Consider the following 26,099-nt stretch of genomic DNA (forward strand, 5'->3'; position numbering starts at 1 on the left):
GCTTAATCATCCTCTCTATTCATTGATCCAACAGGGTTAAAACGTTCACCAACAATACGAAAACTGCCATCGCCGGCTTCCATTTCTTCTAAAAAGACGCCATAGGAAGGGGCGTTTGCTGCAACTAAAATAAGTCGGTCAAGTGTATCAATTTCATCCAGTTTGTAAATCTCTTCAATTACTTTGGGTGAAACGTCTCCAAATCGCATGCGCAAAATTGAAATTAAATCCTCTCTGTCTTGAACGAATTGGGCATCTTCTTCCATTGAAAACATGGTAAAGACCTCCTTTTGTTAAGTTATTTAAAAAGGTTAGAAAGTATAAATTTTGTGCATATCTGTCTAGCTTCGATGTACAAATTTTTTCGGTGGGACGAAAACGGAGCTACAGTCCCAGGATGTGGCGTTCTAAGCCTGCCAGCCCAGCCCCTCGAGGTCTTAAGCAATGCCTGAGGCTGACCAGGGCGCTTGCGCTTTTCTTATGTATATTAAGGTTTCATCATTTTAAAGTAATCGGCAACCATGACCTCTTTACATTCATCAGCTGCTTCTTGAATAAACGCATTAAGTTCTTCGCTGCGATTGTTTATTATTTCAAATGAAAAAAACGCTTCTTTCGATTGGGCATAATTTTCGCCGTATCGGAGCGTGATGGTCAGTCCCGAAGCTTCTTTTACTGCTAATGCTTCAATATCGTAAGAGTGGATGTTGTGACTGTCATTCAGTTTGTTAACGATGTATCGAAAAAGCTTTGGATCGATCACCCGTAAGCCTTTCGCCGTTTTTTGTTCTGTTTTATCAACCACTGAAATCCCTCCTTTATTTAAAGGTATGAATGCTTTCTTGTGTAGTTATCTTAACCTCGACGTAAAAAACTTTTCGGTAGGACGAGCATTTACACGCAAACGCGGTACATAGCGTTCTAAGCTTGTCAGCCCTAAAACGAACGTTAAACGAGCGATTGTGCTTTTATTAAAAGGTCAGAAAGTATGAAACTTTGGGTATAACTGCCTAGCTTAATCGCCCAGAAACTAGGCGACTTCCCGCAGCGCCTTACGATAAAGAAGACTTGCCTAAAGGCTTTAGACAGAGGCTTAGTCGCCCTTATGCCCTTGGGTGAAAGTTATCATCGATTCGCAAGGCAGAGGAAGACCAACTAAAAACGGGCTTTGCGCCCAACTCACGTATCCCCTTTTGCAGGGGCTGATTCCTTTATCTCGGGATGATTTGGAATGTTCGATTAAAACCGCCACTTTGCGTGGCAACATCGAACCACCAGCTTTGAGCTGGCGCAGTCGCTACGTTTCTAAGCGGGGGCGTTTGCGCTTTTATTATCAATGGTGTGGCAGGATACGTTCTTCTTCCCGGTTGTGAATAATGTCGACCAGAACCAATGACTGGAACCGTTGTAAAACAGCATCACTGAAACCGCCTTCATCAAGCATGTCCTTAATTTCATCGATAAGGATACGCAAAATATCATGATCCCGTGTGAGAGCAGTTATTTTATCCTTAAGCTCCGGTGATTCTTCAACTAAATCTTTATATAAACCGTTTTCTTCAGCAGTTGCATGTTGCAAGGTACGCGACTCCCAATGTTCGACAACGACATAGGCAGTCTCCAGTGCTTTTTCAAGTTCATTGTTCTTCAGAAGTGCCTCCAGAATGTCGTTTAGTTCAATTGCTTCATTGAGAGCAGCTTCATGGATGGCTGAATGACTGTCGATATGTTTCAATCCTGGACCTGACATGTGAAAGCCCCTTTCTATGCCATGTTTTATACTATTGTAAAAATTAATCATTTAAATAGCTATGACAAACATCACAATAATGGTGATTTATTATTCTCATTTGCGACAAAATATGCTTTTGTTCCTTTTTAAATTCAGTAATTTATTTCCACATACAGTACATCCTTCCAATAATTAAAGTTGTTTATTCTATGAATATAGTATTTGTTTTATTGAGAAATAAAAAACAATTTAGAAATTAGTAAAAGTAGGACGCTTCTGTGAGAACTTAATAAATGAAAAAACTAATTTTGTCCCCAGATAATAAGTTTTAAATCGCTACTGAAGCGTTCATTTAAGAAAAATATTTGTTTCTCTGATATACTGAAAGTAACCATAATGCAGGAGGAATCGTCAGTTGAGTAACGAAGCCAAGCTTGAAAAAGAAGCAATGCATATGTTGAAGTTAACAAGCCGGACTTTTTATATTCCAATTAGTTTATTAAAACCTTCATTAAGAAAAACAGTAGGCTCTGCTTATCTATGCATGCGAGCGGTTGATGAAATAGAAGATCATGAAACAATTGATCGGAGTGTAAAGGAAGCTCTGTTGCACTCAACAAGTGAATTGTTGCAAAAAGATACGTTCGATCATGCTGCATATGCAAAGTTGCTGTTGCCATATGAATCGTTATTGCCGGAAGTAACGCTGAGATTAGGGGATTGGCTTGAATTTTGTCCCTCCAGTATTGTTGGGAAAATAAAAGAATCAACGGCAGAGATGGCTTCAGGTATGGCGGATTGGGCTGCGAAAGGGTGGCAAATACAAACAAAGGAAGACTTGAACAATTATACGTATTATGTTGCAGGTTTAGTTGGAGTTATGCTGTCTGATATATGGCAATGGTACGATGGGACGCAAACAGATCGTGACTTAGCTATTGGGTACGGACGGGGGCTTCAGGCGGTCAATATTTTACGAAATCAATATGAAGATATGGAAGAGCGTGGTGTAAATTTTGTTCCGGAAGGTTGGACCCGGGACGATATGTTTCAGTTTGCCCAGGAAAATCTTGATCTAGCGGATGAATACATGAAAGACATTAAAACGAAAAACATTTTGCTGTTTTGCAGGATCCCACTAGCTTTAGCAAAACGAACATTAAAAGCAATGAAAAGTGGCAAAAAGAAAATGTCGCGGACGGAAGTTGAACAAGTAGTGGCTGATATTAAAGAGGAATAAAGCTGTAAATATTTCGAGAAAGCTTGTAATCGATACATTCACGTAAAGTAAATACAGTTAAAAAAAGAGTACTTTCCTTGTGGTAGGAAAGTACTTTTTGTTACTCCTAAACAATAAAGTACGCCAATATAGACAAACAGACAGATGTTATCGTCATGGCCAATAATGGCTTTAACGCTCGTGTACGTAGGGCGTGCAAACTAACATTTAATCCTAGCCCAACCATGGCGGCCGTTAATAACCATGCAGTAGCGGTCGACACACCATTCATTACACTGTCGGAAACTGGAATGGAATGGCCGAACACGTAACTGCCGAGCACACTTAATAAAATAAATCCGAGCAAAAACCAAGGGAAATCGATTTTTGCTTCTCCTTCATTAGATACTGATGCTTTTCTTTTCATCAAATAAATAAAAATAAAACATAGTGGTACGAGTAAAAAGACCCGCCCCAATTTTGCCAACAATGCAATGGCTAATGCTTCCTGTCCCGCAGGTTCAGCGGCAATGGCTACGTGGGCCAATTCATGCAGGCTAATTCCGGACCAGATCCCGTAATCGACCGGTATCATTGGTAAGATAGGCCGAAGAACAGTGTATATAATTGCGAAAACCGTACCCATAAGGGCAATAATCCCCACCCCAATCGCTGTATCCTCTTCTTTCGCCTTTACAATCGGTGCTACGGCAGCAATCGCTGCAGCTCCACAAACCCCTGTTCCAACTCCGAGCAAAAGAGAGATCATTGAATCGGCCTTTAGTACTTTTGCAATCCAGATAGTTGCTAAAATAGCAAAAATAATAACAACTGCATCTCGCAAAAGCAGGCTTAATCCATCATTTAACACAACATCAATATTCAATTTCAATCCATATAAAATAATGGCTAGTCGAAGCAGTTTTTTCGAGGAAAATGTAATTCCCGATTTGATTGCATCCGGATATCCGAACAATTGACGGTATACGATGGCAATAATGATCGCACTTGCTAATTGACCGATATGATTAAACCCAGGTACTTTTGCTAATAAAAAACCCAAAAATGCAATAAAAAATGTGAACAGTACGCCTGCCATCCATTTCAAAATAATTTGATCGTTGTGGTTATTTTGTACGTTACCTTGGGAAGCCACTCTGCTCCACCTCCTAAATAAATCATAGAACGAATATATCTATAAGAAAAATAATTTATTGTTATTATATCTATAAGCAAATTGATATAATGGAAAGGAAAGAAGGGATCAGCTATGATGGATAATCATTTACACGTATTTATAACGGTAGCCGAGAAGCAGAATTTTTCCCGTGCAGCAGAGTCACTTCATATGACACAACCGGCGGTGAGCCAATATATTCGAGCGTTTGAAAATCATATCGGTACACGCTTGCTGGAACGGACGAATAAATTTGTCCGCCTAAATAAAGCAGGTGAGATCGTCTATCATCACGGGAAAGAAATTGTAGGACTTTATACAAAAATGCAAACTCTAGTAGATGATTTAACAAACCATGCGCATGGAGCATTGTCGATTGGTGCGAGCTATACGTTCGGTGAATATGTCCTTCCCAAATTGCTTGCTCATATGCAAATGCAATATGCGGATATTATCCCTGAGGTTACGATCGGTAATACGACAACGATTGCCCATTTAGTATCTAACCATCAGCTTGATATTGGTATTGTAGAAGGGAAAGTCACTGAGAGCGGATTTATTGAGGAACCTTTTGCAGAGGATGAAATGGTTGTTGTTGCTCCAGCAAATCATTCATTGGCAAGGAAAGTACGAGTGGAAGGAAAAGAATTGGAAACTGAGCCGTGGATTGTTAGGGAAGCCGGATCCGGGACGCGGGAAGTGACAGATAAGATATTTCGAGTATTGAACATATCCCCAGGAAGAGTCTTGCATTTCAGCAGCACACAGCTGATCAAGGAAGCGGTTGAAGCAGGAATGGGACTAAGTGTCATGTCCAAATGGGCAATTCAAAGAGAACTAAAAACAGAAGCACTGAGAATAGTTCCTATAGAAAAGCTTCCGCTTAAAAGGCAGTTTTCCTTTATAAGAAAGTCGCCTTTTCAAACGAAAGCTCTAAAAGTATTTATGGATTTGTTGAGGGATAATCGTTTTAAACATTAACGGAATACCGTGGGTTACAATACATAATGCACAGTTGATTATAAACTGTGACGTAACTGCAAATAGTGACGGTCATTTATACTACATACCAAATTACAACAACTGCAATATTAATCACTATCTGAGGCAGTGATTTGAGAAATGTTAATCAGTTAGGATATTCATTCTGTTAACGGCACAAGCGCAAAATTTCTTTAATACCGATGACAATTAAAGCTAAGGAAAATAGAATAATCACAAGCCCGCCAATACTTGTAAATAGAGCTGCCATACCCGAACTTATTACTGATGAAGTTGGTAGGTTGGCTAAAGCGAAACCTGCGAGAATTGCAGCTAGAAAAATTATTGCCGTCTGGAACATAATCTTCCCCTCCTTCACTACATTATATGAAGTGAGGGGAAGAGTGATTGGATACGAGCATAAGCAGTTGAAAAAATAGGGAAATACCTTTTAATTAGGAACTAACTAAAAACATTGAAACGATTCGATTTTATCTAGATCAATTCCAAAGTATACCCACCGGTTGCCGGTCCAGCGATAACCGGAAATGGAATTTCTACCTACATAAACCGGATAAAACCAAAAAGCATCTCTTCGTAACCAGACATACGTATAACGATATAAACATCCGCGAATGGCACCAGGGTCAATAGCGAACGTTTGAAAGTCTTGTTGCTGCTGTACAGGTGTGAATCCGGGTGGCGGACCAGCTGGCGGTCCACTCATTTGACCAGTATTGGGATAGTTTGGTCCTTGATTCGGAAACGGATTGTCCTGAAAAGGCGGTGCTCCTGGAAAAGGCGCTCCCGGGCCGTCCGGGGGTTGATTATACGGCGGACGTGGGCCGAATAGTTGGTTCCCCATGTAATCCCACATTTGTCCCCCCAAATATCCAGGTAAATTGAACTGGCGAACTTCATTATCATTAGAACTGTCATAAGAGTAAGGGTACTCGTTATAATGCAAGTTTTCACCTCCTAAATAGCTTCTATATACTATATGGGTTTATGTATCATTTCGTACATAGGAAATAGCGATAGCGCAGTTTGGATTTGAAGATATGAACAAGCGGATATATGAAATACTAAATGTAAATGCATGTTGACTCTAACGTTACGTTAGCATTTTTGCGACTGAGGAAATTGAAGGTAAAAAAGTAGCTGATCTAGCTGGAATTAGCGTGCGAACTTGAACTATATGTTGGGATAGGTATTGGAAGCCAAAAAAGGATTGACTCGTGAATAAGCAAAAAAGTTTTTCGTTATCGTTTGGTCTGAAACCTGGCTATTGTAGAGTGTGAAAAAACTAAAACCGCAAACAATCCCTTTCTACACAGGGACTGTTTGCGGTTTACTTATAATTCATCTACAACTGCCTGTATATCTTGTGCCTTTGTAATTGCAGATATGGTACAGACACCATCTGCACCAGCAGTTATAACGGACGCTGCATTTTCCGCAGTAATGCCTCCAATCCCAACTATTGGCAGAAGCGGGAACATGGTTCGCAAAGTTTGAATCCACTTTGTACCAACGGCATCTTTGGCATCTGTCTTTGTTTTCGTTGCGAAGACCGGTCCTGCCCCAATATAATCAACCAGATGAATAGGGCTTTTGTGTACTTCACTCACATTCGCAACGGAAAGACCAATGATTTTATCGGGAAATCGCTTCCTGATCTTTGCGACATGACTATCGTCTTGCCCAACATGGATACCGTCAGCTTGAAGGAGGTTGGCCAGATCAGGGTCATCGTTAACAATAAATAAAACATCGTGATTGCGGCATTGATCGCGCAATTTTCTTCCAAGCTCAAGGCACTCGTTTCCATGCAACGCTTCAGCTCCTTTTTCTCGGAATTGAAATGCAGTTATTCCTCCTTGAATCGCTTCATTCAATACAGTCTCCGGATCAGTTATACAATTCTGACTCCCCATAATAAAATACTTTCGTAGTTGTCTTTTTAGCGTATTCATTGATTATCCAACAACGCTTTCACGTTCATTGATAAAGCATCAAGGAATACTGGTAAAAAAGTTCCCGCTCCATTAACTGCTTGCTGAGATGCAGCATATTCAGCAGCTAAACCATAAAAATGTAGGGCAGATACTACTTGGTCTTCCAGCTTGTCATCAGTCGTTAAACAAGCGGATAGAATAGAGCCGAGCAAACAACCTGCTCCGGTTATTTTTGTCAGCATTGGATGACCGGATTGATTCGTCAGTAATTTTTTTCCGGTATGGATCAAGTCTGTCTCTCCAGTTACAACGGCAACTGTTTCATACGTTTTTGCGACTTGCTCCACAATTTGTTGTACATTCCCTGTTCCAACAGAGTCGACCCCTTTTGTTTCCCATGGGATGTTAACGAGGTGGGCCATTTCTCCAGCATTCCCTTTAATAACGGTAGGGCGTACATGAGACAATATTTCTTTCAACGCATCTGTACGAAATGGAGTGGCCGCTGCGCCAACAGGGTCAAGTACAATAGGAACACCCTTTTGATTAGCGGATTTTCCTGCCTTAATCATACTTTGCAGTTCATCCGCTGTTAATGTTCCGATATTAATTAACACCCCATCAGCGATGGCGGCCATTGAAGCTGCTTCTTCTTTCGCTTTTGCCATGACAGGTGAACCCCCAAAGGCAAGCAACCCATTTGCAGTAAAATTCATTACAACTTGATTTGTTAAATGGTGAATTAATGGGTTGTTTTTACGGACGTTTTTAATAACGTGCTCTTTCATTGGTTTACCTCCATTCCTCGAGTGGCCCAATGGTTTGTCGGGCCGCTACCATGCCCAATGGCAAAAGATTGCTCGATAGCTGCAGTGACATAGCGTTTCGCTTTCTGCACAGCTTCATGCAATGTGAATCCATGACTCAAATATGCTGTAATTGCAGCGGATAGGGTACAGCCAGTCCCATGGGTATTGTTTGTATCAATTCGATTGGCAACATAACGTTTGATTTGTTTCCCATCAAATAAAATATCGACCGCATCTCCATCTAAATGACCGCCTTTTACGAGTGCGGCCCCGGCCCCGAAGTGTTTTACAATGGTAATCGCTGCTGCCTGCATTTCATCCTCTGTTTGAATCGAATGTTCTGTTATGGCTTCCGCTTCCGGAATGTTTGGTGTGACGATCGTTGTTAAAGGTAAAAGCTGATCTCGCAAATACAGACGGGCATCCATGGCAATTAACGGATCGCCGCTTGTTGTCACCATGACCGGATCCATAACATATGGTGCAGCTACTTGAGTTATTTTCCGTTTTACTATTTTCATCATATCAATATTTGCTATCATTCCGGTTTTAAAAGCATGAACCGGTATATCTTTCCAAACGGAGTTCAGCTGTTGTTCGATCATGGAAAGCGGGAGATGATGGACATCCTGAACACCAGTTGTATTTTGCGCTACGACAGAAGTGATGACGGACATGCCATAGCTTTTTAATTCTTGAAAGGTTTTTAAATCAGCTTGAATTCCAGCACCTCCGGTTGGATCGGTGCCTGCAATGGTCAGTGCGCATGGAACGTGCCCCATTATACACCCACCTTATTTTCCAATGGCCATACTTCACACGTATAAGCCATTTCCCAGAAACTCAGCTCAAGAAGACAGCTTTTCCGAAATGCATCTTTAATTCTAGCGATTTCATCTGTGTTTGCTTTCTCAGCAATTCCATCTAGTTGTTTGCGCATTTCCAGTTCGACAATACCCGGATCTGCATAAAAAGAAATCCACTCGTAAAATGGGTGATCCTCTTGGGGGTTGTATGTCCTTATCAACTCTTTTCCAATGGCGAAATAGGTCCACGGACATGGAAGCAGAGCGGCAACTAATTCTCCGAGACTACCATTATAAGCGTGATACATCATATGTTTTACATAATGATCGGCGGTTGGTGGTAATGGGTACCTTTGCAACTCATCATAGCCAATTCCAATTACATCACAAAAATTGTTATGGGGATGTGCTTCACTATTTAATACAAAATCTATTTGTTTATTAAAAAAAGCAATTTCCTCACGGGACGAGGCTTTCGAAATGGCCACCCCATACAAATGCATAAACGCAGTCAAATATTCGTAATCTGCTTTGACATAATGAATGAGAGCTTCCTTTGGAACATCTCCTTTCCCAATGCCCTGAACAAATGGGTGTTTAAAAATTGCCTCAAATACATCATTATTCTCTTCTCGTAATTGTTTGGTAAACGTCATAAAAATAGCCTCCTTGTAGTGTTTAATGGAAGCTGCAAGGGGGGGAGGAAAGTAGAATGAAAGAGGGAGTGTAAGTATTATTCCTTCAGCTACTTTCCTTCGCTGGTATTAACCAGATCAGGTTCAAAGGGACAAAGGATCATCTCCTTATCTCAGCGTTAGCACCCCTAGCAGTTTCGTCTTATTTTGCTACATACATTTGCTGGTGTAAACCTTCTGTTTGCTTTATCCGGGCAACAATAAACAAGCCAATAAGCGATCCGGATATACTACTAACGAGAAATGGCGGTAAAAAGAACAAAGCGCCGAAAGAAGTTCCAATAAGCAGCTTTGCGAACGGTACGGAAAAGAGGGCCCCAATAATCCCGGTTCCAACTATTTCGCCAAAAGCAGCCCAACTTTTTCTGCCCATATTCTTATACAAATAACCTGCGAAAAAGGCACCGATCATACCACCGGGAAAAGCTAATAACGACCCAAGTCCGAGCATATTTCGGAGGAGTCCGATCATAAAAGCAATCAGAACAGCTGGACCTGGTCCCAGCATGACAGCAGCAATTACATTAACCGCATGCTGAACAGGATATGCTTTTGCAACGCCCGCGGGAAACCAGAGCATTTGTGAACCTAAAGTGCCAATTGCGATAAAAACAGCCATTGTTGTAAGTAATCGTGTACGATTCAAACGGTAATTTCACCTCTTCTCGGTAATTTCAAACAAATTCCAGTTCGTTGAAAATGAAAAAATTCGAGTAATTGGATCTGTACTCTCAAGGTGCTCTTTCAAGGTTAAGGAAAAGATGATTGGTTATAGAAGAGGGCTCACTTGAGATCAGTTTGTGACAACTAGACATCTTTTTACATTTACGCAATCTATTGATATCACTTCTGAGCTTCAAGTCATCAGCAGCTATTATTAATAATGGTCAAAAACATAAAAAGCCGGATCCGTAAATAAGGACCCAGCTTGGAAGGAACGATCGTCGTATTGCATCGTAATTACTACTTCCCTCCGCTGGTATTAACCAGATCAGGTCCTTAGAGTCGAAAAGACACACTTTTCTCTCAGCCCATTAATAGGGCACCCCTAGTAGATTTCTATGGAATAATTTTGTTTGTATACTCACCATACCAAATACGCTGTCTTTTGTCATGCTTAATTTAGGAAAAAGAGTCTGGTAGATTTTTTTAGGAGATAATTTCACCATTAATATAGTATCTATGACCGTTTTAAGATAACAACTCATGGAGGGAATTGTCGTATCTATATTCATTTTTTAAAAGATAAGAATGTATATAATTTTGTGCATAGCTGTCTAGCTTCGACGTACAGGAAGTTCTAGTGCAAATCTTTTCGGTGGGGCGAGCATTTATGCGCAGTCCCAGGCGGAGCCACAGGACGTGGCGTTCTAAGCCTGCTAGCCCAGAAACTAGGCGACTTCCTGCAGCGCCTTGCGATAAAGAAGACTTGCCGATTGGCTTAGACAGAGGCTTAGTCGCCCTTATGCCCTTGGGTGAAAGTCATCATCGATTCGCAATGCTCATCGTGATTCCTTTATCTTAGTTGCTTCAGTCCAGTCGCTATGTTTCTAGGCAGGGCGCTTGCGCTTTTCTTTATATCAGCATAGGCTTCATTTTTTTATGTTAATACATTGCAATGCGATGTGCATCGTATTACAATAGTAGGAAATATGCGTTGGGGGTGTACCCGTGGACAAGGAAATGATGAAGGGAAGTATTGATCTTTTATTGCTCTCATTAATCGAACAACGTGATTTGTATGGTTATGAAATGACAAAAATTTTGAAAAAGATAAGTGATGATACGTATGAAATGAGTGAAGGGACTTTATACGCTTCATTAAAACGAATGGAACGGAAGCAATGGATTCAATCGTATTGGAAAGAACTCGATAAGGGCAGACGAAAATATTATTATATAACGGATGATGGAAAGCAAGAGCTCGTTAATAAACAAAAAAACTGGGAATGGATGAATACAATTGTCCGCAAAAGCTCTGAGGGTCTCGTATGAGTGTGAAATTAGATGCTTTCGTCCAAGCGATCAGCGCACAAATCGATGGAACCAAAACGGAGAAAGCAGAAATACACGAGGAAATCCGTGATCACCTGGAGCTTTCCGTTGAACATTGGGTGCAGGAAGGGTACAACAGAAAAGAGGCAGAGCAGTTAGCAATTGACCAATTTGGCGCGTCAAAAAAGATCGGCACAGAAATTCAAGAAGCGATGTTCCCTTATCGGAAATTATTATTGCTTGTGCTTGCAATCTCGTCGGTATGCTATTCCGTGCTTTTCTATGTCACTCAGCTGTTTGTGGAAGGTGACGCGCTCATTGTCTGGCTGGTCATTTCGATGGCATCGAGCTCCATACTTTTTTTATTCGCTTATCAGGCATTCCCTGCAATGGATCGTAAAAGGTGGTTGAACAGCACGCTTATCATTCATGTGTTCGTCTATCTTCTTGGTTTTTCAGGGGTACAGTCTAATCAATTTATTTCCGTAATATTTTCTTTTGTAGCTTTATTTATAGTTCTGCTCGGTATTGTACTCGTATACCGGACGACGATTGTTGATTTTTCGTATCAACAAAATGATAAAAAACAAGTCAAATATTTGCATGTTTATAATATAACAATAGGGATAGCTTTAACTGGGATTACGTTATTTTTTTTATGGGCATTTTTAGCCTTTTCCGAAGGTTGGTTGATCGGGTATATGTTTATTTTTATTCCACTTGTTTGTTGGATTGCAGCGTACATTGTTCAGATCCAATTAGGGAAAAGAAATAAAGTGAAAAGTGCCTATATTGTAGCAGCACTACCATTATTACTTGTCGTTAGTATTGTTATTATCTTTTATATTCCGCGATTTTCGTTTTAAGGAGCCTGTATATATGAATAAAAAAGGACTCATTTTCATTTTATCTTCGGTAGGATTTATAACTGTTATATTAGCTGTCGTAGGCCTTGTTTTTAATAAATCCGAATATGAGAAGCAGCAAGGACTTACTGAAATATATGATGTTTCATCGGATAATACGATTGCCTATGTAGTTTTTGACGAAGGGAAGCCAGGAATTTATATACATGGAAAGGAAAACCCGGTTGTCGAACTGGATAATAAAAAAATGATTGGAGATCTTACTTTTTCTCCGGATGGCAGTACACTCGCTTATGTTGTAAGTGACAAGATCATAGAAGAGGAACAAAAATTGCAAAGTGTTGTTTATTTATTAGATATGGACACATTTGAGACAGAAGAATTGTTTAATGATCCTTCATTACTGACGGAAATCACCTTTGATCCGAAGAACAAAGATAGCTTGTTTTATTTGCGGGCTGCAACATTTGAAAATTACTCACCAATTGCTCGCGCAAATCCCCACAGTGTCGATGTTTTCAGTTATGATCTGAACAAAGAAAAACGTACAAGGTATACTACGAAAGACAGCTACTCCATGAATTCTTTAACTGTTTCAAGTTTCGAAAATGCCGTTTACGTCCAATTGCAAGACGACACGAACACAAAATCAGCGGAGGATATTTTTGCAGCAAAGCAGCGCATTTATAAGATCCCGCTTGATCAACCAGAAAACATGGTGACTCAAAGTAATAAAAATAGAAAAGTAGACATTTTTGATTTTGCTATTGTGCCAAACAAACCGGAAATGATTTTTCAATCAATCAGTAATGCACAAGAAGGAGGTACTTACGAATACGAATTATATAATTACAATTGGGAAACAGAAGAAGAGAAACAGTTGACGAATTTAGGTGAGTATACGAGTCGTCCAGTTATCAGCCCAAAAGGGGAGGTCGTTTATTTCATCGTTGATAAACAGTTCGCTAAAAGCGAGTCTGACTATCGGTTGTACCGGATGGATAGAAACGGCGAGAATATTAAAGAAATAGAACTTGATTATTAATAGCTTTAAATAGATGGCAATTTCAATGATGAATAAACAATGATTCAGATTCAGGATGTTTTGTAAATAAAGTGGTCACAGGCGGATTTGGAGAGTATGTAAAGTTCACATCAAATTGTAAACAGCAATTTTAGATGTGCTTTTTTCTGAAATCATGTAAAATACAGACGAAACATCATGATTCTTTAGGAGGCTTTTACCATTGGGAGAAATTAAACAATTAGATCGATCTGATTACGAGGAAATTTTTGCGCTACAACAATTTGCTTTCCAATATGAATTATCCGAAGAAGCATTGGAAAAAAAGCAAGCGGAAACGGACAGACATACTATTTGGGGCTGGATCGTCGATGGTAAGCTTGCGGGAAAACTACATCTGATTCCACTTACTGCTTACATAAATGGCGTTGAGTATGCAATGGGTGGTGTTGCTTCCGTAGCAACTTGGCCTGAATACCGCAGGCAGGGGATAGCGAAGCATCTTTTGAGTAAAGCACTGCAACATATGAAGGAAAATGGACAAGTCGTTTCCTATTTACATCCTTTTTCCGTTGCATTTTATCGTAGGTACGGCTGGGAAATAGCGTTTGCCCAAAAACAATATACAATCCCAATTGCAAGCTTAAAAAGAAAATGGGAAGGATCCGGATATATTCGAAGTATGGACTCGAAATCAAATATAGATGTATTGCATTCGATTTACTCAACATATGCAAAGGAATTTAACGGCATGGTTGTACGTGATGAAAAGTGGTGGGAACAACGAGTGCTTAAAAACGATTCCGATCATACGGCAGTTGCATATAATTTGGAAGGGGTCCCGCAAGGATACATTATTTTTCAAGTGAAGAATGACGTTTTTACGGTTAAAGAAATGGCATACACGTGCTTGAACGGGTGGAAATTGATGTATGAGTTTATAGCAAATCATGACTCGATGGCCGCTGAAGTGAATATTACCGTACCTGAAGATGATAAGCTACCGTTGCTTGTTGATGAACCTACGTTTACACAAGAGGTAACCCCGTACTTTATGGTACGAATTGTAGATGTATTACCCTTTTTAAAACAATATCAATTTAATAATCTTCAACAACAGCTGGACACCGTTGTAAACCTTCATGTTGAAGACCGTTTTTTACCGGAGAATAGCGGAACATATCAACTACAATGGGAACAGAATGAAACGAGAGTGGACTATGCTCGCGGTCAAACGGATGGGCCGGGGATCAATTGCAACATTGAAGTCTTGTCGGCGATGTTAATGAACTACAAGCGGCCGACGGAATTTTTCGAAGCGGGATTGCTTGATGGCGATTTCGGGCAGGCCGAGCTTCTGGAAAAGCTCATTCCGGATAGACAAACATATTTTACAGACTTTTTTTAAAAAACGATAAAGTGCAATATTACGATGAATGGAATAAGTTTTCACTATGCGCTTAACGGTTAAAGTAAAGAGTGTCATACGATTTGTTATCTACTAAAAGGAGATTTAGCCCACTAGTTATCGTTAATCTGTTCTCAATGCTTCTTACTTAAACTATAACGATCGCTTAGAAAACTTATAAAATATGAAACTGAATCCAAATGGGTTCAGTTTTTTAATGTGCGTATTTTTAGGTTTAATTCTTTGTAATAAAGTTAAAAGAAAAGGTAAGTATCGAAAAATGGACAGAGGAGTTTTAGAAATATGGGTCATCCAGGGAAACAATCAAATAAACTAATTGATTATCGTATTTTTATACCAGCTATATTAATCATCATTGCAATCAGTATTCCGTTTACGGTTAAGGAAGGACAATCTCTGCAATTTTTAAACGGCATTTTTAATTGGATTGTGGAACATTTTAAATGGGGCTATATTTGGTATACGATCATTTTGGTCGGATTTGGCCTCTATTTTTCATTTTCCAAATATGGAAATGTTGTTTTGGGCGATCCGAGTGACAAGCCGCGTTTTAATTTGTTTGAATACGCATCAATTTTAATATCGATGGGGCTTGGATCCACTGTGATGCGAACAGGTATGCTCCAATGGGCATCTGTTGCAGAGTCGCCGCCAAATGGAGTTGAACCTTATTCGGTACAGGCACTTATGTGGGGAAATTCTTATAGTATGTTTATGTGGAGCCTACAAGTGTTTGCGATCTTTGTCATGGCTGCCCCTGCAATCGGCTATATTATTCATGTGCGCAAAAAGCCGCTCATGCGGATATCCGAAGCATGTAGAATCATTTTTGGAGACCGCTTTACAGACGGCCTTGGTGGTAAAGTTTTAGATGTTACTTTTCTCGTCAGTATTTTAGCAGGAGCTGGTGTTACATTAGGCCTTGGTGCACCAATTGTAACGTATAATATTGCAGAACTGATAGGTGTTGATGTTTCCTTTGGACTCACACTCATTGTGACTCTTATTTGGGTGGCATTATTCTCCATCAGTGCTTATCTAGGTATAGAAAAAGGAATTAAAAGGTTGAGCACGCTCAATATGTATTTGGCAGCTGCGTTCGCTATCTTCATTATGATTCTCGGTCCGGGTATCTTTATTTTGGACTACTTTACGAATACAGTTGGATTTTTGCTGTCTCATTATACAGATTTAGCATTTTATACTAACTCGCTAGATCTGAAGGGTAGTACTCATATTGAACGTCATCTAGTTTTTTGGTTTGCTTACAGTGCAACATGGGCGATGTTGCACAGCGTATTTGCAGCAAAAGTTTCCAAAGGGCGGACAATAAAAGAAATGATCCTGACCTATTTACTTGCCCCGACTCTTATTTCATGGGTGGCAACAGGTGTTTTGGGAGGATTGGGAGTTCATCGATATTTAACTGGTCAATTAAATATGAACGAAATCGTGGACGGCGATAAAATGTCCGCCATTCCTACAATCCTTCAGTCGTTACCACTACAGACTGTGGTTATTATTGTTTTCGTCATCATTGCGATGATTTTCTTGACGACAACGTTAGATTCCACCACCTATACAATCGCGTCATATACAGGTACAGAGAATATGAGTAAACGAGAGCCGTCTCGACTGCTTCGAATTATTGTAGCTGGTGTAATTACAGTGCTTGCACTCCTGCTCTTGCGAATTGGAGGGCTTGAACCGTTAGAAGTGCTTTCCGGAATAATGGGACTGCCAATTATTGTTATTCAATTTTTAACCATCTATGCAGCCAAAAAAATGATGGATGAAGATAAAGCATGGATCCATAATGTGCGAGGTGCACAAACTGCAGGTCATGAACAAAGCAAAAAGTCCTGAAAGCACAAGATTTACGATACCGCTGTCTGAATTAGAATTGATAGATATAACTAAGCATTCTATAAGGTTAGTATGAATTTGGAATACAATTTATTGACTAAAAAGGGTTGCACAACAAAATGAATAGTACAATATTAGTTTTTAAAGTGCTATGTTTTTTGTGCAATCTTTTTTATTGTTAGGAATCTAAACGGTTACAATTTTTTAACCTGAAAATTAAAGCATATCAATAAATCCTCGAATCATTTATAGTATTAAAGATAAGTATGAAAATACTTGTATTTAATGAGAGATCAGATTGATTTTACCATCTAAAATAGATCTTTTATCCTAAAAAAAACGTTGCATATTTAATTTAATAGTGCTATATTAATTTTAAAGGGATACGCTTTCATGTCATCCTTTTAATTATTTTTCTAAACGTTTACATTTAAAAGGTGACTGACTATGAAAACAAATCGAGTTAAACCAACTATAGAAGATGTTGCAAAACGTGCCGGCGTATCTGTAGCGACCGTCTCTAGAGTAATTAACACGCAAGGAGGCGTACGCAAGGAGACGGAGAAGAAGATTGTACAGGCTATCAAAGAGCTTAACTATGTCCGCAGTGCAGTCGCACGCAGCATGGTGCGTAAAGAAACAAAAACAATTGCCGTAATTATACCAGATATTTGTAACCCTTTCTTTTCCGAAGTAGTTGCTGGGATTGAGAGGAAAGCGATTGCAAAGGATTACTTTACTACACTTAGTAATTCAAATGATTCAAGAATAGTTGAACGTAAAATTGTTCAACACATACTGGAAAGAGGCGTAGATGGGGTTATTGTTACAACTGCCGATGAAAGCGGAGAACAACTCAAACCTTTGATTGACGCGAATATCCCTATAGTCGCAGTAGATCGGGTCATAAAAAAATTTGACGTTGATACTGTGATTATTGGAAACCGGGAAGGTGCTTATGAAGCAGTCCAGCATTTAATTACAGAGGGCCATGAAAAGATTGCGATTATACGAGGGCCACAAGATACTACACCTGGTCTTGAAAGATATAAAGGGTATATGCAAGCGTTGGAAGAACACGGGTTGGAAACGAAAGAAGAGTGGATTGGCGATGGGGACTTTAAAGAATATAGCGGATTTGAATTGACGAAAAGGTTCGCTCAATTGAAAAACCCTCCAACAGCCATTTTCTCCAGCAACAACTTAATGAGCATAGGCTCCCTTAAAGCGATGAAAGAATTAAATTGGATGTTGGGAGAAGAAGTTGCTTTTATCGGTTTTGATGATATAGAAATTGCAACATTTACGAGTCCACAAATTACGACCGTTTCACGACCGATGAGGCATTTGGGCGAAGTTTCGTTTCAATTGCTTTACGACCGGATGAAGGCGGGAAATGAATCATCCATGCAAAAAAGGCAATTTATTTTAACCCCCCATCTGAACATAAGAGAATCATGCAGGCGTATTCGCTAGAGAATAAAAAAGCATATAGGGTCTTAAGGAACCTTATGCTTTAAAAGTTAGTCTGAAAACGAACATAAAATCCGATTCAATTAGATGTTTTTAGCCATATTAAGAATGAATATATAGAAGGAATAAATCATTTAAATATTATCTAAACGTTTACATCAAAAGGAGGAACAACGATGAAAAAGAGAGGTATAATGCACCCAGGGTTAAACAAACTAATAGCAGAAACTGGACATACAGATGAGGTTGTCGTAACGGATGCCGGACTGCCATTGCCAGAAGAAGTGAACACACGAATAGATTTCGCGTTAAAAGAAGGGATGGTTCCTTTTCTAGAATTACTTGATACAGTGATTGATGAGCTTTCCGTAGAAAAAATCATTTTGGCAGAAGAAATTAAAACAGCCAGTCCGAAAATGCAACAAGAAATACTAAAACGGTTCGAAAACGTTGAAGTGGAATATATGCCGCATACAGACTTTAAAGCACGAACAAAATCCACGAGAGGATTTATTCGATCTGGTGAATTTACTCCTTATGCAAATGTCATTTTAGTCGGTGGCGTCGTCTACTAAGGAGCGCTGAATGGATGGAAAGGAGGAATGCGTAATGACAAGCCTGTTGGCATTAGATAATATACAAAAGTCATTCTCGGGAATAAAAGTACTTAAAGGAATAAATCTGTCCATAGATAAAGGCGAAATTGTTGCTTTACTTGGGGAGAATGGAGCAGGAAAATCAACGCTGATGAAAATTATTGCCGGGGTATATAGTCCGACGGCGGGTGACATTTATTTAAACGGTGAAAAAGTAACGATCCTTAATCCGAAGCATTCCCAAGAGCTGAAAATTAGTATTATACACCAAGAATTTAATTTGATTACCGACTTATCGATTGCAGAGAACATTTTTCTAGGGAGAGAGAAGAAAAAGATCAGTGGTGTTATCGATTGGAAAATGATGCGAGAAGAAACGAAAAAAGTGCTTGAAAAAGTTGGGATTACGCATTTATCACCGGATACACCAATCTCGGAATGTTCAGTTGCTGAACAGCAGTTGATTGAAATTGCTAAAGCACTTTCCTTCGATTCGGAAGTTTTGATCATGGACGAGCCGACTGCAACGCTGAATGATAAAGAAACACAAACGTTGTTAAACCTCATGGATACACTTCGTAAAAGTGGTCTGGGGATAATCTTCATCACCCACCGACTTGATGAAGTTGTTCAAGTTGCGGACCGTATTGTTGTTTTGCGGGATGGGGAGTACATTGGATCTAAAAACATTGAAGATGCATCGAAGGATACGATGGTTTCGATGATGGTCGGACGTGATATTGCTGACATGTTCCCAGAAAGAAACGAACCAAGTGATGAAGTAATTATGAATGTAAAAAACCTAACCGTCAAAAACAGCTTACATGATATTTCCTTTACGGTTCGGAAAGGAGAAGTATTGGGCGTTGCAGGGTTGTTAGGTTCAGGAAAGACTGAACTGTCCAAAGCCTTGTTCGGACTAATGAAAATCCAAAGTGGGTCCGTCAACTTCTTTGGTCAAAAGATAACAACGCCAAAACAAGCTATTGATGCAGGTATTTCACTAGTAACAGATGATCGTAAAGGGGAAGGACTTATTTTAGATCTGTCCGTTTATGAAAATTTGCTTCTTCCTTTCTATAGAAGAATTGCCAAAGCAGGTGTTTTAAATAAAGCCAAAATGGATGAAGCTGTAAAAAAATGGGTGAAAGCACTTCAAGTAAAAGTGCACCATCCATCCGTTGAAGTCGGTACATTAAGCGGCGGGAATCAACAAAAGGTTGTTCTTGGAAAATGGCTGCAAATGAATCCGAAATTGCTTGTATTAAACGAGCCTACCCGTGGGATTGATATAGGAGCTAAGACGGAAATTTATAAAATAATTAAAGATCTAACAGATGAGGGTATTTCGATCGTTTTAATATCATCTGAAATGCCCGAATTATTAGGTATGGCGCACCGAACAATTGTTTTGCATGAAGGCAAACTTACCGGTGAGTTAACAGCAGAAGAAGCAACACAGGAGAAAATTTTCAATTATGCTACAGGAGGTGAAACGGTTGGAAACTAATCAAGGTGCAGAACAAAAAAAGAAATGGATTCATATTGTCCTACTTCTTGATAAATACCGTGTTTTATTAATATTTGCATTATTACTTATCGTAGCTAGTTTCTTATCGGACGCTTTTTTAACGACAAGTAACTTATTTAATGTGTTTAGACAAGTTTCGATCATCGCCATTATGTCTGTCGGGATGACGTTAGTTATTTTAACAGCCGGGATTGACTTGTCAGTAGGCTCAGTGATGGCCTTCTCGGGGGCCGTGCTTGCAGGTGTGATAACAGCTGGTGCTTCTCTCCCGATTGCAATTATCGCATGTTTAGCAGTTGGTATCCTATTAGGTGCGTTTAATGGCTTTATTATAGCGAAAGGTAAAGTGCCGGCATTCATTGCCACGTTGGCCGTGATGGTTATTGCACGTGGAATGACGTTGGTTTTCACACAAGGGAACCCAATCGTTGTCAGTAATTCGAGTTTTCGCTTCATAGGGTCGGGAGACGTTTTTGGAATACCGTTTCCGATTGTCTTAATGTTGGTCATATTCATTTTTATGTACTGGGTGTTGAAGCATACAACATTTGGGCGTTACCTCTTTGCAATTGGTGGAAATGAAGAAGCATCACGTCTTGCCGGTATTTCCGTAGATCGTGTGAAAATTGCGGTCTATTCACTAGCAGGTTTATTCGCTTCTATTTCCGCATTAATATATACTTCCCGACTCATGTCCGCACAGCCTAATGCCGGTGCCGGGATGGAGTTGGATGCAATTGCGGCAGTAATCATTGGTGGTACGCGACTTTCAGGTGGAAAGGGCGGTGTTACAGGGACATTAATTGGTGCGTTGATTATGGGTGTGCTTGACAATATTCTGAACTTAACAAACGTATCACCGTTCTATCAGGATATTGCCAAAGGCTTAGTTATATTGGCAGCAGTTTTAATTGATAGTAAGTTAGCAAATCTTAAAAAATAACATTAATGGAGGTTGAATTGAATGAAAAAGTTTCTTAGTATGATTGGTCTTGTTTTACTTATTGCATTAGCAGCTTGTGGTGGAGGTAATGATAACGCCGAGAACAACTCAGGTGATAACGGCGATTCAGGTGAAGAATCGTCCGGCGATATGAAAATTGGTATAGCAGTAAACACATTAAATAACCCGTTCTTTGTTGATTTGAAAGAAGGGGCAGAAGCAACAGCGGAAGAAAATGGGATTGAACTTGTTGTAACAGACTCACAAGGTGATCCAGGAAAGCAAATGTCTGACGTAGAAAATTTGTTGCAGCAAAATATTGATTTACTAATTCTAAATCCGGTTGACAGTGATGCAGCAGGACAAGCAGCGCTTCTTGCCAATGATCAAGATGTTCCGGTTGTTACCGTTGACCGTCAAGCAACAGATGGAGAAATAGTAACACACGTTGGTTTTGACGCATTGAAATCCGGTGGAATTGCTGCGTCTTACTTGGAAGAACAACTCGGTGGAGAAGGTAAAGTAGTTGAAATTCAAGGGATCCTTGGTACAAACGTAGGGCGTGACCGTAGTCAAGGGTTCAATGATCATATGGACGGCGTCGATGGTATTGAAATTATTGCCAGTCAGTCTGCTAATTTCGACCGTGGTGAAGCATTATCTGTAATGGAAGATATTTTACAAGCAAACGATGAAATTGATGCTGTATACGCAGCAAATGATGAAATGGTCATGGGAGCTCTTTCTGCCATTGAATCAGCAGGACGCTTAGATGAAATTACAATTATCGGTACAGATGCAATTGACCCAGCACAGGAGGCAATTCGTGAAGGCCGCTTGGACGCTACAATTGCGGAACCACCTTTTTTCCTTGGGCGTGAAGCAGTAAACGCAGCAATTAAAACACTTGAAGGTGAAGAAGTGGAAGATATGATTACATTGGAAAATACACTCGTAACGGAAGATAATGTAGACGAAGTTAAAACGAGATAAGTAGGTGAATGTTGTGGCAAACATTATCGTAGTTGGGAGCTATGTGGTTGATTTAATGAGCCGCACTCCCCATATACCGACTGCCGGTGAAACCGTGTTAGGCGGCCCGTTCCGTATGGGCCCTGGCGGTAAAGGCGGAAATCAAGCCGTAGCCGCAGCAAGATTAGGTTCAGAGGTAACGATGGTAACAAAAGTCGGGGAAGATATTTTCGGAGATGAAGCTATTAAGAATTTCGAACAAGAAGGTATATCCTCAAAGTATATTACACGTCACCCCGACGAAGTAACAGGAACTGCCTTGATTGCGGTTGACGATCATAGTGAAAATATGATCGTCGTTGCACCTGGGGCTTGCGGAAAAATTACAAAAGCGGATGTTGAAAAAGCAAAAGCTGATTTTGAAACAGCTGATATTGTACTGCTCCAATTGGAAACATCCATGGAAGCAGTGGAAGCAACCGTGAATCTCGCACATTCCTTAGGGAAGCAGGTCGTATTAAACCCGGCTCCATACCAGGAAGTGACGAATGATCTATTATCAAAGGTAACATATGTCACTCCGAATGAAACGGAAGCAAGCCTTTTAACAGGGATTGAAGTAAATGATGAGGCGTCTGCACGAAAGGCATCTAAAATTCTGGTGGAAAAAGGTGTGAACAAAGTTATCATCACGCTTGGTAAGCAAGGGTGCTTTGTTTACGACGGGTCTGATGATGGGCGCTTTGTCCAAGCGTATCAAGTGAAAGCGGTGGACACAACGGGTGCTGGCGATGCATTTAATGGAGCTTTTGCAACATTTATTGCTGATGGTTTTTCATTAGATGAAGCAGTTGGCCGTGCAAACGCAGTTGGTGCACTATCGGTGACAAAAGTAGGTACAGCACCGGCAATGCCTTATAAAAATGAATTGGAAACATTTATATCGACACGTGAATAATTCGTAGTCACTGTTGCCCCTTTGGAGTATAAAAGTATACATTGCTTTGGATACTACAGAGGGGCTTCTTTAATAACGTAAATAAAGTATAAAAATTTGCCCATAGCTGTCTAGCTTCGACGTACAAATATTTCTGTGTGACGAGTATTCACGCGCAGTCCCAGGCGGCGCCACAAATCTTTTCGGTGGGACGAAAGCGAAGCTACAGTCCCAACTTCGAACCACCAGCTTTGAGCTGGCACAGTCGCTACGATTCTAGGCAGGGCGCTTGCGCTTTTATTTATTATTTTATAAAGGAAAACATTGATTAAAAGTAGTTAAAGAGGTAGAATATATACAAACGTTCAAATGCATTTGAACAAACGTTCACCGTACATGTGAAATGCGGTGTGTAAACAGTAAGACTGTGTAGGAGTTAGGTGGAGAAAAGATGGATCGTGTTATTAAAGCTGCAAAAATGTATTATCAATTGGAATATAGTCAGAAAGAAATTGCTGCAGAGCTTGGCATATCCCGACCATCTGTTTCAAGGCTTTTACAGGAAGCAAAAGATAAGGGCATTGTGCAAATTCGAATCATTGATACGATAGAAGATGAACAAAAACATGCTGAACAGCTTAAGGAATACTTTAACCTAAAAGAATGCATTATCGTAAACGTCCCCACAAATGAAGAAGAAATGATTAAAAAATATTTGGGATCAAAAACTGCTGAATATCTTTATCAAACAGTTCAAGACGGTGATGTGATAGGCTTGTCTTGGGGGACAACATTGTTTGAAGTAGCGAAAAACATGAGCAAAAAGCATGTGAAAGATGTAGAGGTCGTTCAATTAAATGGAGGCGTTTCTCATTCGGAGTCAAATACATATGCTGCGCAAATTTTAAATTATTTCGGAGAAGCTTTTCAAACATCACCGTATTTTCTTCCATTACCTGCAATTGTAGAAAGAGAAGAAATGAAGGACATCATTGTCGCTGATCGGCATATTTCCAGTGTGCTTGAGTTGGCTGAAAAAGCAAATATCGCTTTATTTACCGTCGGCGATAAACACGAAGATTCCACCTTAATTAAAGCGGGTTATTTTAATGAGCATGATTTAGACGTTTTAGAACAAAAACAAGCGGTTGGAGATATTTGCTCACGTTTTTTTAATCACAACGGGGAATTGTGCAGTGAAGAGCTGAACGCACGTACGATTGGCATTAGTCTTGATTTGTTAAGCGCAAAGGAAACATCAGTTTTAATCGCCGGCGGTTCTAAAAAACTGCAAAGTATTATTGGTGCATTGCAAGGGCAGTTTGCAAATGTTTTTATAACAGATCAATACACAGCAGAAGCGCTAGTGAAAAAACAGCTAGGATAAGAAGGGGAGGGTGAGATGGAACAACAACAATTGGCAAACATCGTAAAAGAAACAGTAATGGAAGTATTAATGCAACAAAATGGTCAAGTCAAACCAAATGAAGTTCCCATTGGCGTTTCCAATCGGCATGTACACCTTTCAGAAGCGGCTGTTGAACGGCTATTCGGGAAAGGGTACAAATTAACCGAATTCAAGGCACTGTCACAACCGGGACAATTTGCCTGTGAAGAAACGGTTACGGTAATTGGGCCAAAAGGAAAACTGAAAAACGTGCGAATACTTGGGCCTGCCAGAGGTGAAAGCCAAGTGGAGATATCCAGAAGTGACGGATTTGTTCTAGGAGTTAAAGCCCCCATTCGCAATTCAGGTGATATTGACGGAACGCCGGGATTCACACTGCAAGGACCAAAAGGGCAGCTGAAAGTAGATAAAGGGCTTATTTGCGCAGCTAGACATATTCATATGCATTCCGATGAAGCCGCAAGATTTGGATTGAAAGATAAGGACTATGTCGATGTTTATGTACCTGGAAAACGCAGCATGACTTTTCACGAAACATTAATTCGAGTATCGCCGAAATTTAAATTGGAAATGCATATTGATTTTGACGAAGCTAACGCAGCGTATATAAAAAATGGCCAAGCCGGTTTTATCGTGCGTTCAGGAGCTGATTAAAATGAAAGATTATGTAGCTTCGGTCGTCAGGCAAACGATCCATGAATATTTACAAAGCGACCACGGTTCTTTTGGAAAACATATTTTAGTATTGCTTCCCGAGAGTCCAGCTTCACTTAATAAGAATCAAGTGCACGAGCTGTCTATGAAGTATAATGTTACACTTGGAATAAGCGAAACTGACCGACAAACCGAGGTTCACAACATTCCCGTCATTGACATCTCACGCATTGGTCAAAATGAGCTGAAATTGTTAATGGAAGAAATTGATATTTTATATGTGCCAAATATAAGCCACGGGTTTTTAGCAAAGCTTTCGCTGTTGATTGATGATACAAAAACCATATGGGTTACGCTGCAAATGATATTGGAAGGAAAGCCCGTACTGCTTGGAGATGATCTCGTACGAAAGAGAAAAGGGAACATTTTTTTACCTAAACCATCTATTGAAAAGAAGGTTCAGCAGTACATGAAGCAATTAAGTAGTGATGGTGTTCACTTTTGTTCAACAACTCAAGTGGAAAAGAAATTGAGGGCTATGTTAACAAAAGAAGGGACCCAACGCCCGCTAGTTCTTGCTAAACATATGGAAGAATTGGCTAAAATGGGGGAGAAAGAAGCAATCCTCCCAGAAAGAAGTGTCGTCACTCCAATGGCGAAGGATGCAGCAAGGGAACTGGGAATTGCAATAAAAAAGGAAAAGAAGAAATGAGAGATGCTGAATGATTGTTGCCGAAGTTGTAGGAAGTGTTGTTGCAACATCCAAAGTAGAACAACTTACTGGAAAGAAAATGCTCGTCGTCCAGCCGCTCGATATGGAAACATTAAAGTCGGATGGAAAGCCACTCGTTAGTATTGACACCGTTGGCTCTGGTGTAGGTGAAATTGTTATGGTCGTTGGAGGAAGTTCAGCACGGCAGACAGACATAACAAAAGATACTCCTGTTGATTCAGCCATTGTGGGTGTCATTGACTATATCGAAATCGCAGGAACAACGACATTTCAAGCAAATAAAGGAAAGTAGGTG

Annotated in this window: 28 protein-coding genes and 2 riboswitches; of the genes, 17 read left to right on the top strand and 11 right to left on the bottom strand. The window is 40.0% G+C overall.

The features are described 5' to 3' along the window. Positions 1-2: 2 nt before the first annotated feature. The 3 genes from ACLIBG_RS05645 to ACLIBG_RS05655 form a co-directional block, all read right to left on the bottom strand. Positions 3-275, bottom strand: coding sequence for a hypothetical protein (locus tag ACLIBG_RS05645; RefSeq protein WP_439311782.1), 273 nt, complete (start codon positions 273-275; stop codon positions 3-5). A 212-nt stretch (positions 276-487) separates the two neighbouring features. Next, on the bottom strand, positions 488-805 hold the full coding sequence (locus ACLIBG_RS05650) for a hypothetical protein (protein WP_439311783.1): 318 nt from the start codon (positions 803-805) through the stop codon (positions 488-490). 528 nt (positions 806-1,333) lie between these two features. Beyond that, on the bottom strand, positions 1,334-1,750 hold the full coding sequence (locus ACLIBG_RS05655) for a hemerythrin domain-containing protein (RefSeq protein ID WP_439311784.1): 417 nt from the start codon (positions 1,748-1,750) through the stop codon (positions 1,334-1,336). Positions 1,751-2,147: 397 nt separating this feature from the next. Between ACLIBG_RS05655 and ACLIBG_RS05660 the strand changes: the two genes are divergently transcribed. Further along, complete coding sequence (locus tag ACLIBG_RS05660) at positions 2,148-2,972, top strand: squalene/phytoene synthase family protein (protein ID WP_439311785.1); 825 nt, start codon at positions 2,148-2,150, stop codon at positions 2,970-2,972. A gap of 106 nt (positions 2,973-3,078) precedes the next feature. Here ACLIBG_RS05660 and ACLIBG_RS05665 read toward each other — a convergent pair whose 3' ends face one another. After that, on the bottom strand, positions 3,079-4,050 hold the full coding sequence (locus tag ACLIBG_RS05665) for a YeiH family protein (RefSeq protein WP_439311862.1): 972 nt from the start codon (positions 4,048-4,050) through the stop codon (positions 3,079-3,081). A gap of 174 nt (positions 4,051-4,224) precedes the next feature. Here ACLIBG_RS05665 and ACLIBG_RS05670 point away from each other — a divergent pair, with 174 nt between their 5' ends. After that, on the top strand, positions 4,225-5,109 hold the full coding sequence (locus ACLIBG_RS05670; RefSeq protein WP_439311863.1) for a LysR family transcriptional regulator: 885 nt from the start codon (positions 4,225-4,227) through the stop codon (positions 5,107-5,109). Positions 5,110-5,278: 169 nt separating this feature from the next. On the opposite strand, the gene ACLIBG_RS05675 is transcribed toward ACLIBG_RS05670, so the two are convergent. The 7 genes from ACLIBG_RS05675 to thiW all read right to left on the bottom strand — a co-directional run bounded on the left by ACLIBG_RS05675 (position 5,279) and on the right by thiW (position 10,023). Then, a complete protein-coding gene (locus ACLIBG_RS05675) occupies positions 5,279-5,470 on the bottom strand; it encodes a hypothetical protein (protein WP_439311786.1) in 192 nt (63 codons plus the stop codon). Positions 5,471-5,575: 105 nt separating this feature from the next. Next, complete coding sequence (locus ACLIBG_RS05680; RefSeq protein WP_439311787.1) at positions 5,576-6,076, bottom strand: hypothetical protein; 501 nt, start codon at positions 6,074-6,076, stop codon at positions 5,576-5,578. 388 nt (positions 6,077-6,464) lie between these two features. Then, positions 6,465-7,085, bottom strand: coding sequence for a thiamine phosphate synthase (thiE, locus tag ACLIBG_RS05685; protein WP_439311788.1), 621 nt, complete (start codon positions 7,083-7,085; stop codon positions 6,465-6,467). Then, a complete protein-coding gene (gene thiM / locus ACLIBG_RS05690) occupies positions 7,082-7,855 on the bottom strand; it encodes a hydroxyethylthiazole kinase (RefSeq protein ID WP_439311789.1) in 774 nt (257 codons plus the stop codon). The genes thiE and thiM overlap by 4 nt, the downstream gene beginning before the upstream one ends. Continuing rightward, a complete protein-coding gene (gene thiD, locus ACLIBG_RS05695; protein ID WP_439311790.1) occupies positions 7,852-8,658 on the bottom strand; it encodes a bifunctional hydroxymethylpyrimidine kinase/phosphomethylpyrimidine kinase in 807 nt (268 codons plus the stop codon). The genes thiM and thiD overlap by 4 nt, the downstream gene beginning before the upstream one ends. Further along, entirely contained in the window at positions 8,658-9,338 is a 681-nt protein-coding gene (gene tenA, locus ACLIBG_RS05700; protein WP_439311791.1) for a thiaminase II, read from the bottom strand. Before tenA ends, thiD begins: the two co-directional genes overlap by 1 nt. A gap of 77 nt (positions 9,339-9,415) precedes the next feature. Continuing rightward, positions 9,416-9,517: riboswitch (TPP riboswitch) on the bottom strand. 2 nt (positions 9,518-9,519) lie between these two features. Next, positions 9,520-10,023 (bottom strand): energy coupling factor transporter S component ThiW, encoded by a 504-nt coding sequence (thiW, locus tag ACLIBG_RS05705; RefSeq protein ID WP_439311792.1) that lies wholly within the window; start codon positions 10,021-10,023, stop codon positions 9,520-9,522. A gap of 305 nt (positions 10,024-10,328) precedes the next feature. Further along, positions 10,329-10,437: riboswitch (TPP riboswitch) on the bottom strand. Between the two features lie 611 nt (positions 10,438-11,048). Here thiW and ACLIBG_RS05710 point away from each other — a divergent pair. The 15 genes from ACLIBG_RS05710 to ACLIBG_RS05780 all read left to right on the top strand — a co-directional run bounded on the left by ACLIBG_RS05710 (position 11,049) and on the right by ACLIBG_RS05780 (position 26,096). Continuing rightward, entirely contained in the window at positions 11,049-11,372 is a 324-nt protein-coding gene (locus tag ACLIBG_RS05710) for a PadR family transcriptional regulator (RefSeq protein ID WP_439311793.1), read from the top strand. Further along, the gene (locus ACLIBG_RS05715; RefSeq protein WP_439311794.1) at positions 11,369-12,238 is read left to right on the top strand and encodes a permease prefix domain 1-containing protein; all 870 of its coding nucleotides are present in this window, start codon (positions 11,369-11,371) and stop codon (positions 12,236-12,238) included. The genes ACLIBG_RS05710 and ACLIBG_RS05715 overlap by 4 nt, the downstream gene beginning before the upstream one ends. Positions 12,239-12,251: 13 nt before the next feature. After that, on the top strand, positions 12,252-13,283 hold the full coding sequence (locus tag ACLIBG_RS05720; RefSeq protein WP_439311795.1) for a hypothetical protein: 1,032 nt from the start codon (positions 12,252-12,254) through the stop codon (positions 13,281-13,283). A 202-nt stretch (positions 13,284-13,485) separates the two neighbouring features. Next, positions 13,486-14,670 (top strand): GNAT family N-acetyltransferase, encoded by a 1,185-nt coding sequence (locus ACLIBG_RS05725; protein ID WP_439311796.1) that lies wholly within the window; start codon positions 13,486-13,488, stop codon positions 14,668-14,670. A 303-nt stretch (positions 14,671-14,973) separates the two neighbouring features. Then, the gene (locus tag ACLIBG_RS05730) at positions 14,974-16,557 is read left to right on the top strand and encodes a BCCT family transporter (RefSeq protein WP_439311797.1); all 1,584 of its coding nucleotides are present in this window, start codon (positions 14,974-14,976) and stop codon (positions 16,555-16,557) included. A 447-nt stretch (positions 16,558-17,004) separates the two neighbouring features. Further along, positions 17,005-18,033 carry a LacI family DNA-binding transcriptional regulator gene (locus tag ACLIBG_RS05735; protein WP_439311798.1) on the top strand — a complete coding sequence of 343 codons (1,029 nt, stop codon included), beginning with the start codon at positions 17,005-17,007 and terminating at the stop codon, positions 18,031-18,033. A 173-nt stretch (positions 18,034-18,206) separates the two neighbouring features. Then, positions 18,207-18,605, top strand: coding sequence for a D-ribose pyranase (gene rbsD / locus ACLIBG_RS05740; protein WP_439311799.1), 399 nt, complete (start codon positions 18,207-18,209; stop codon positions 18,603-18,605). A 34-nt stretch (positions 18,606-18,639) separates the two neighbouring features. Further along, positions 18,640-20,136, top strand: coding sequence for a sugar ABC transporter ATP-binding protein (locus tag ACLIBG_RS05745; RefSeq protein ID WP_439311800.1), 1,497 nt, complete (start codon positions 18,640-18,642; stop codon positions 20,134-20,136). Continuing rightward, positions 20,126-21,100, top strand: a complete 975-nt coding sequence (locus tag ACLIBG_RS05750) for an ABC transporter permease (RefSeq protein WP_439311801.1) — start codon at positions 20,126-20,128, stop codon at positions 21,098-21,100. Before ACLIBG_RS05745 ends, ACLIBG_RS05750 begins: the two co-directional genes overlap by 11 nt. 21 nt (positions 21,101-21,121) lie before the next feature. Next, the gene (locus tag ACLIBG_RS05755; RefSeq protein WP_439311802.1) at positions 21,122-22,093 is read left to right on the top strand and encodes a substrate-binding domain-containing protein; all 972 of its coding nucleotides are present in this window, start codon (positions 21,122-21,124) and stop codon (positions 22,091-22,093) included. A gap of 13 nt (positions 22,094-22,106) precedes the next feature. Next, positions 22,107-23,030 (top strand): ribokinase, encoded by a 924-nt coding sequence (gene rbsK, locus ACLIBG_RS05760; protein ID WP_439311803.1) that lies wholly within the window; start codon positions 22,107-22,109, stop codon positions 23,028-23,030. A gap of 430 nt (positions 23,031-23,460) precedes the next feature. Continuing rightward, the gene (locus tag ACLIBG_RS05765; RefSeq protein ID WP_439311804.1) at positions 23,461-24,396 is read left to right on the top strand and encodes a sugar-binding transcriptional regulator; all 936 of its coding nucleotides are present in this window, start codon (positions 23,461-23,463) and stop codon (positions 24,394-24,396) included. Between the two features lie 69 nt (positions 24,397-24,465). Then, positions 24,466-25,071, top strand: a complete 606-nt coding sequence (locus ACLIBG_RS05770; protein ID WP_439311864.1) for a phosphate propanoyltransferase — start codon at positions 24,466-24,468, stop codon at positions 25,069-25,071. 1 nt (position 25,072) lies between these two features. Further along, positions 25,073-25,783 carry a hypothetical protein gene (locus ACLIBG_RS05775; RefSeq protein WP_439311805.1) on the top strand — a complete coding sequence of 237 codons (711 nt, stop codon included), beginning with the start codon at positions 25,073-25,075 and terminating at the stop codon, positions 25,781-25,783. Between the two features lie 10 nt (positions 25,784-25,793). Then, positions 25,794-26,096 carry a EutN/CcmL family microcompartment protein gene (locus ACLIBG_RS05780; protein ID WP_439311806.1) on the top strand — a complete coding sequence of 101 codons (303 nt, stop codon included), beginning with the start codon at positions 25,794-25,796 and terminating at the stop codon, positions 26,094-26,096. Positions 26,097-26,099: the final 3 nt, after the last annotated feature.

This window comes from Virgibacillus sp. W0181, from assembly GCF_051846915.1.
GTDB lineage: Bacteria > Bacillota > Bacilli > Bacillales > Amphibacillaceae > JBPYCR01.

Bases quoted from the DNA above. Each gene is read 5' to 3' on its own strand.
- ACLIBG_RS05755 (WP_439311802.1), top strand. From the start codon at position 21,122: ATGAAAAAGTTTCTTAGTATGATTGGTCTTGTTTTACTTATTGCATTA.
- ACLIBG_RS05645 (WP_439311782.1), bottom strand. From the start codon at position 275: ATGTTTTCAATGGAAGAAGATGCCCAATTCGTTCAAGACAGAGAGGAT.
- ACLIBG_RS05745 (WP_439311800.1), top strand. From the start codon at position 18,640: ATGACAAGCCTGTTGGCATTAGATAATATACAAAAGTCATTCTCGGGA.
- ACLIBG_RS05780 (WP_439311806.1), top strand. From the start codon at position 25,794: ATGATTGTTGCCGAAGTTGTAGGAAGTGTTGTTGCAACATCCAAAGTA.
- ACLIBG_RS05770 (WP_439311864.1), top strand. From the start codon at position 24,466: ATGCAACAAAATGGTCAAGTCAAACCAAATGAAGTTCCCATTGGCGTT.
- thiD (WP_439311790.1), bottom strand. From the start codon at position 8,658: ATGGGGCACGTTCCATGCGCACTGACCATTGCAGGCACCGATCCAACC.
- ACLIBG_RS05730 (WP_439311797.1), top strand. From the start codon at position 14,974: ATGGGTCATCCAGGGAAACAATCAAATAAACTAATTGATTATCGTATT.
- thiM (WP_439311789.1), bottom strand. From the start codon at position 7,855: ATGAAAGAGCACGTTATTAAAAACGTCCGTAAAAACAACCCATTAATT.
- rbsD (WP_439311799.1), top strand. From the start codon at position 18,207: ATGAAAAAGAGAGGTATAATGCACCCAGGGTTAAACAAACTAATAGCA.
- tenA (WP_439311791.1), bottom strand. From the start codon at position 9,338: ATGACGTTTACCAAACAATTACGAGAAGAGAATAATGATGTATTTGAG.
- ACLIBG_RS05675 (WP_439311786.1), bottom strand. From the start codon at position 5,470: ATGTTCCAGACGGCAATAATTTTTCTAGCTGCAATTCTCGCAGGTTTC.
- ACLIBG_RS05665 (WP_439311862.1), bottom strand. From the start codon at position 4,050: ATGGCAGGCGTACTGTTCACATTTTTTATTGCATTTTTGGGTTTTTTA.
- ACLIBG_RS05670 (WP_439311863.1), top strand. From the start codon at position 4,225: ATGGATAATCATTTACACGTATTTATAACGGTAGCCGAGAAGCAGAAT.
- ACLIBG_RS05715 (WP_439311794.1), top strand. From the start codon at position 11,369: ATGAGTGTGAAATTAGATGCTTTCGTCCAAGCGATCAGCGCACAAATC.
- ACLIBG_RS05735 (WP_439311798.1), top strand. From the start codon at position 17,005: ATGAAAACAAATCGAGTTAAACCAACTATAGAAGATGTTGCAAAACGT.
- thiE (WP_439311788.1), bottom strand. From the start codon at position 7,085: ATGAATACGCTAAAAAGACAACTACGAAAGTATTTTATTATGGGGAGT.
- ACLIBG_RS05655 (WP_439311784.1), bottom strand. From the start codon at position 1,750: ATGTCAGGTCCAGGATTGAAACATATCGACAGTCATTCAGCCATCCAT.
- ACLIBG_RS05775 (WP_439311805.1), top strand. From the start codon at position 25,073: ATGAAAGATTATGTAGCTTCGGTCGTCAGGCAAACGATCCATGAATAT.
- ACLIBG_RS05765 (WP_439311804.1), top strand. From the start codon at position 23,461: ATGGATCGTGTTATTAAAGCTGCAAAAATGTATTATCAATTGGAATAT.
- ACLIBG_RS05720 (WP_439311795.1), top strand. From the start codon at position 12,252: ATGAATAAAAAAGGACTCATTTTCATTTTATCTTCGGTAGGATTTATA.